The sequence below is a fragment of the Halomonas sp. MMSF_3323 genome (assembly GCF_030733595.1).
GTDB lineage: Bacteria > Pseudomonadota > Gammaproteobacteria > Pseudomonadales > Halomonadaceae > Halomonas > Halomonas litopenaei.
Window position 1 is genome coordinate 1 of sequence record NZ_JASHIT010000078.1, and the last position, 5167, is coordinate 5167.

General features: G+C 64.0%; 6 protein-coding genes. 4 read left to right on the top strand and 2 right to left on the bottom strand.

Features of this window, described 5'->3' with window-relative positions:
- Positions 1 to 44: 44 nt before the first annotated feature.
- On the bottom strand, positions 45 to 602 hold the full coding sequence (locus tag RBB39_RS22515; RefSeq protein WP_231498667.1) for a cytochrome P460 family protein: 558 nt from the start codon (positions 600 to 602) through the stop codon (positions 45 to 47).
- Between the two features lie 154 nt (positions 603 to 756).
- Entirely contained in the window at positions 757 to 1377 is a 621-nt protein-coding gene (locus RBB39_RS22520) for a riboflavin synthase (protein ID WP_045992471.1), read from the bottom strand.
- Positions 1378 to 1791: 414 nt separating this feature from the next.
- Between RBB39_RS22520 and RBB39_RS22525 the strand changes: the two genes are divergently transcribed.
- The 4 genes from RBB39_RS22525 to RBB39_RS22540 all read left to right on the top strand — a co-directional run bounded on the left by RBB39_RS22525 (position 1792) and on the right by RBB39_RS22540 (position 4912).
- A complete protein-coding gene (locus RBB39_RS22525; RefSeq protein WP_045992472.1) occupies positions 1792 to 2835 on the top strand; it encodes a methionine ABC transporter ATP-binding protein in 1044 nt (347 codons plus the stop codon).
- Positions 2816 to 3469 (top strand): methionine ABC transporter permease, encoded by a 654-nt coding sequence (locus tag RBB39_RS22530; RefSeq protein WP_045992473.1) that lies wholly within the window; start codon positions 2816 to 2818, stop codon positions 3467 to 3469. Before RBB39_RS22525 ends, RBB39_RS22530 begins: the two co-directional genes overlap by 20 nt.
- A gap of 104 nt (positions 3470 to 3573) precedes the next feature.
- A complete protein-coding gene (locus tag RBB39_RS22535; RefSeq protein WP_045992474.1) occupies positions 3574 to 4368 on the top strand; it encodes a MetQ/NlpA family ABC transporter substrate-binding protein in 795 nt (264 codons plus the stop codon).
- A gap of 79 nt (positions 4369 to 4447) precedes the next feature.
- Complete coding sequence (locus RBB39_RS22540; RefSeq protein ID WP_045992475.1) at positions 4448 to 4912, top strand: GAF domain-containing protein; 465 nt, start codon at positions 4448 to 4450, stop codon at positions 4910 to 4912.
- Positions 4913 to 5167: the final 255 nt, after the last annotated feature.

Genomic DNA, 5167 nt, shown 5'->3' on the forward strand with positions numbered 1-5167 from the left:
AGTCCGCCGTACCGCGCCCGATGTCGGCGACTCTCGAAGGCGCGCTACTCTACCAGAATCGGATAGGCTTCGGTATAGATCCAGTCCTTGTCCTGGGCCGGGACATGACAGCCAAGACAGTCGGCCTTGTAGTCGGCCGAAACGTTGGTGGAAGGATCATCGGTCTTGAACAGCGCCCAACCCCAGCCATCGCCCCAACTGCCATTGCTGTCGGCAAAGCGGTCGGTGGAGTCCTTGACCATCACGAACCACTGCTTGATGGTCTCGTTCTCGTAGCTCACCCCGGCGCCGGTGGTGTAGTCGCCGGTGCTGTGTGCCCGCAACTCCTTGACCAGCACGGCGCCGTCAGGGAAGACCCCGTTCTCGCGGAAGGACGCGACGCTCTCGGGCTCGGTATAGACGTTATGGAAGCCACTGGCGTCCCCTTCGGGTACGAACCAGGAGCCCAGATGCGCCATCTCGGTGCGGAAGTTGTCCGGCAAGGAGATGGTGCCCTCGCTATCCACCCAGGGAGACAGATCCTGGGCCACGGCAGCCGTGGCAATTCCCAACGCCGCTGCGGCGCACACGCCTGTCGCCAATGCCTTGGCTGTCATTTTCATGGTAGTCCCTCGCTGATCACGGTCGGTGCACTTAAAGGAATGTTACATCCGGTTAAGTTAGCAGCTTCTCAAGCGAGGGAGACCACCGCCGACGCCCGTCCGGGCGCTGCGGCACAAAGCTACAGCACTTGGCTGCAAAGGTACTTGTCGACGCTCAGCCCCTGGCCGCCATGACCCGCTCTACCGTCTCGACGATGGCCTGGGTCTGGGGATCGATCTCGAGATTGACCCTGTCTCCCGGGCGACGGTCGGCCAGTGTGGTACGGGCCAGCGTTTCCGGGATCAGGTCGACGCAAAAGGCCGGCCCCCGGGTATCGTTGCGCAACTCACCAATGGTCAGGCTGATGCCGTCCACGCCGATGTAGCCCTTGGCAAAGACAAAGCGATCAAGCCCTTGCGGCAACAGGAACCACAGGCGACGGTTGTTGGGTGCCTCGTCGAGCTCCACCAGCTCCGCCTGCCCCATGACGTGACCGGACATGGCGTGCCCGCCGATCTCGTCACCGAAGCGCGCCGCCCGCTCGACGTTGACGCGATCACCGACGCTCAGACCGCCGAGATTGGTGACCCGCAGGGTTTCGCGCATCAGGTCGAAGCTGACCAGATCCCCATCGATATCGGTGACGGTCAGACAGACCCCGTTGTGGGCCACCGATGCGCCCAGCTCCAAGCCTTCACACAGGTGACGCGGCAACCGCACCAGATGGCTGCGAAAGGCCTCCGCTTCCTTGATCTCGACCACCTCGGCGGTGCCCTGAACGATACCGGTGAACATCTTTGTCTCCTTGCCATCACGGGGCCTTCCCCGAACCGGCCCAGTCTAGAAGCCGCGCCTCCAAAGGTCCACGCTTGCGCTGTTGTTCAGAAAACCTATCGCCAGTCACGGCGTCCGGCGGGCGGATCCACTACGACGTGGCGCCTACCCCGAAAGACCTTGCCAGCGGCTATGCGTAAACGATTGACAGGGTCCTTCGCTCGCCCTATCCTTGCCCGCTACATTTTTAGGCGCCGATTTGTACCCGGATTGCGGGCGCCCGTGCCGCGACGCTCACAAGGCGTCGGTGCATGAAGTGCAGCTAAAAGGGTGTGTCCAGCGTTGATGGCCACCCGTCAGGGTGGCCTTTTTTTTGCCTGCCCATTGCCGTTCTCTTGCCCGCCCAGGTCCCTCGGTGCCCACCCGGTAGCTGAGATGATACGACTGACCAACCTTTCCAAGACCTTTGGTGCCGGCTCACGCGCCGTCAAGGCGCTAGCCGACGTCGACCTGCACGTACCCCAGGGGCAGATTCACGGCGTCATCGGCCTGTCCGGCGCCGGCAAGTCGACGCTGATTCGCTGCGTCAACCTGCTCGAGCGGCCTACCTCCGGCACCGTGGAGGTGGATGGCCAGACGTTGACCAGCCTCTCCGGCCCCGCCCTCAATCAGGCGCGCCACCGTATCGGCATGATCTTCCAGCACTTCAACCTGCTGACCTCGCGCACGGTATTCGCCAACGTCGCCCTGCCGCTGGAACTGATGGGCGTCAAGCGCGACGAGATCACCAAGCGCGTCACGCCTCTGCTGGAGCTAGTCGGCCTGGCCGACAAGGCCCAGCAGTATCCGGCACAGCTGTCCGGCGGTCAGAAGCAGCGCGTGGCCATCGCCCGCGCCCTGGCCAGCCGTCCTCAGGTACTGCTGTGCGACGAGGCCACCTCGGCGCTGGACCCCCACACCACCGCCTCGATCCTCGAACTGCTCAAGGACATCAACCAGAAGCTCGGGTTGACCATTCTGCTGATCACCCACGAGATGGAGGTGGTCAAGTCGATCTGCCATCGCGTCAGCCTGATCTCCGGTGGCAGGCTGGTCGAGGAAGCCGATGTCGGTGACTTCTTCACCGCCCCGCGCACTCAGCTCGGCCGCGACTTCCTCAACGAATTCCTCGAACTCGAACCGCCCAGGGAGCTGATCGACCGCCTCGAGCAGACACCCGGGCCGAATTCGCATCCGGTGGTACGCCTGGCGTTTTCCGGCGACGCCGTGTCCACCCCGCTGATCTCCCGGCTGGCGCGGGAGTGCGGCGTGGACGTCAGCATCCTGCAGGCCAAGGTCGAGTCCATCCAGGAGCGAACCCTGGGCCTGATGATCGCCGAACTGATGGGGGATGCCGAGGACACCCGGCGCGCCCTCGCCTACCTGCAATCTCACGACCTGACAGTGGAGGTGCTTGGCCATGTCCAGCGCGATGTTTAACCTCATCCTCGAAGCCACCCTCGACACTCTCTATATGGTGGCGGTGTCCGGTGTGATCGCGGCCCTGGTCGGCATCCCTCTGGGCGTGCTTCTGTATGTCACTCGCCCGGGCCAGATCCTGGCCCAGCCGGTGCTGCAGTCGGTCCTCGGCATCATCACCAACATCGGCCGCTCGATCCCCTTCATCATCCTGATGGTGGCGATCATTCCGTTCACGCGCATGCTGGTGGGGTCGTCCATCGGCACCAACGCTGCCGCCGTGCCGCTGACCATCGCCGCGATTCCGTTTATCGCACGCCTGGTCGAGGGCGCGCTGAACGAGATTTCTCCCGGGCTGGTGGAAGCCGCCCAGTCCATGGGCGCCACCCCTTGGCAGATCATCACCAAGGTACTGCTGCCGGAGGCCCGCGGGGGCATCTTCACCGCCCTGACCGTCACCGCGGTGACCCTGGTCAGCTACTCGGCCATGGCCGGCGCCGTGGGCGGAGGTGGTCTTGGCGACCTGGGCATTCGCTACGGCTACAACCGCTTCAATCCGACCATCATGCTGATCACCGTTGCCATCCTGGTGGTCATGGTTCAGGCCTTCCAGAGCCTGGGCGACTATCTGGTGCGCAAGAGTGACCACAAGTGACATGCACCCTGCATGACCTTAATAACCAAATTGCATTAGCGAAAGACGTGTTATTCCATTAACATCGCCACACACGTCACACACCGTTTCGGGAGACACTGAAGATGCGCAAGACACTGCTGGGCGCCCTGGCGCTTTCCACCCTGTCACTGGCGATCAGCCAGGCCAACGCCGATGAGCACAGCCTGAAGGTGGGCACCGTCGCCGGCCCCGAGACCGACGTCATGCAGGTCGCCGCCGATCTGGCCGAGGAGCGCTATGGTCTGGAGATCGAGATCATCGAGTTCACCGACTACGTGACGCCCAACGCCGCCCTGGCCGACGGCAGCCTCGACGCCAACGCCTACCAGCACGAGCCCTACATGAACGCCATGGTCAACGACCGCGGCTACGACTTCGCCATCGCCGGGCGCACCTTCGTCTACCCGATCGGCGCCTACTCCGAGAAGTACGAGAGCATCGAGGACTTGCCCGAGGGCGCCACCATCGCGCTGCCCAACGACCCGTCCAACGAAGGCCGCTCACTGATCCTGCTCCACAACGAGGGCCTGATCACCTTGGATGACCCCGAAAACCTGGAAGCCACGCCGCTGAATATCGTGGAAAACCCCCACGACTTCGACTTCCGCGAGATCGAGGCGGCCCAGCTGCCGCGCGTATTGCCCGACGTGGATATGGCCTTCATCAACAATACCTTCGCCCAGCCGGCCGGCCTGACCCTGGACGACGCCCTGGTCAAGGAAGGCCCAGAGTCGCCCTACGTCAACATCATCGCCGTGCGCGGTGGCGACGAGGATCGCGAGGAGATCCAGCAACTGGTCGACGCCTACCAGAGCGACGAAGTCGCCGCCAAGGCAGAAGAGCTGTTCAAGGGCGCCGCCGTTCCTGGCTGGAAGTAAGCCTGACGCGCGCTCCCTCTCGAGGCCGGCCCCAGGGCCGGCCTCGCCGTTTTCACCCGCGGACACTGCCACACTCGACATGTCTTCCTACGATCTTCTCGACCGCCAGCTCACCGCTCTGCTCGACTCCGGCGACTGGCTGACCAACGCCGCCCAGACCTCGGCCTTCATCATGCAGGAAGTCCCGCGCCTCAACTGGGTCGGCTTCTATCTGCAGCGCCAGCCGCGCATGCTGTCCCTGGGCCCCTTTCAGGGCAAGCCAGCCTGCCATCCGATCCCCTTCGACAAGGGTGTCTGTGGCGCCGCCGCCCGCAGCCGCCAGACCCAACGCGTCGACGACGTCCACGCGGTCGCGGACCATATCGCCTGCGACAGCGCCTCGCGCTCCGAGTTGGTGGTACCGGTGCTCGACAAGGACGGTGAACTATGGGGCGTGCTCGACCTGGACAGCCCCGACCAGGGGCGCTTCAGCGAAGACGACCAGGCCGGCATCGAGCGCCTGGTGGCCACCTTCCGCCGCTTGAGCGGGCTCGGCGACGCCTGAACCGTCCGAACGGATGAATCGCGCCGCCCCAGAGGCGGCGCACTCACTTCAATGCCCACCCGCGGCTTGGCCACTGCGTTGATCAGGCGATGGCAGCAGTTGCCAAACACCGGCGACGGCGACGACCCTAGAAACGACAAAAGCCCCGAGGCGAGGCCGCGGGGCTTTTGTCTGTAATCTGGTAGGACCAGGCGGATTTGAACCGCCGACCTCCACGATGTCAACGTGGCGCTCTAACCAACTGAGCTATGGTCC